Here is a 722-nt window from a genome sequence, read left to right on the forward strand (position 1 = left end):
CCCCGCCGCATCAACGAGATCGTCCATGGCAAGAGGGCTATCACTGCGGACACGGCTATCAGGCTGGCCCGTTACTTCGGCAACTCGGAAGGGTTCTGGATGAACCTGCAGGCAAGGTACGACCTGGAGATCCAGAGGGACAGGATAGGGGAGGAAGTTTTGAAGGAGATAAGTTCCAAGAGATAAGAGATAAGTATCAGTAGTAGCCTGCCCTGCCTGTCCGCCGACTTGTCGGCCGAATTCCTTTCGACAAGCTCAAGACAGGCAGGGCCGACCCCTCGACCATGCTCGGGACAGGCAGGACAGGCGGCCTGACCCCAATGGTTCACTTGGTTCCCTGGTTCCCGGTTCCCCGGTGTCTCCATCCATGACACCCACAACCTCACCTTTAAACGTGCCCGTGAGATCGGCAAAGGCCACCGCTGCCAGGAGGCAGATGGTGGCAGCAACAAGTATGAAAGAGAGTCGTTTCTTCATCTGTTATCCATGTGACGGTAATGCACAGGGTAATCTTGCAGGATATAAAACCGGGAAACACATCCGGTTTTATATGGGGGCGAACGGGGGTCGCGAACGGGGGTCGTAGCTTGTATTGCAACATAGGTTAAGATACAAGCTACGACCCCAGGAATGCTGCGACTTGTCCACCGAAGCTTCACGCGAAGGTGGAAGCGATCCCGGGAAGTAGCAGCAGAGCCCGAGATTGCCGCGGCCCTTCGGGC

At 56.4% G+C, this 722-nt stretch carries 2 protein-coding genes; one reads left to right on the forward strand and one right to left on the reverse strand.

Annotation, left to right across the window (positions count from 1 at the left end; all coding sequences use genetic code 11):
- The coding region (locus P1S46_12370) for a HigA family addiction module antitoxin (protein ID MDF1537258.1) at nucleotides 1-186 on the forward strand (186 nt) is incomplete at its 5' end.
- 69 nt (nucleotides 187-255) lie between these two features.
- Here P1S46_12370 and P1S46_12375 read toward each other — a convergent pair.
- Complete coding sequence (locus P1S46_12375; protein MDF1537259.1) at nucleotides 256-477, reverse strand: hypothetical protein; 222 nt, start codon at nucleotides 475-477, stop codon at nucleotides 256-258.
- Nucleotides 478-722 lie beyond the last annotated feature (245 nt).

The organism is bacterium (assembly GCA_029210545.1).
Classification (GTDB): Bacteria; BMS3Abin14; BMS3Abin14; order BMS3Abin14; family BMS3Abin14; genus JARGFV01.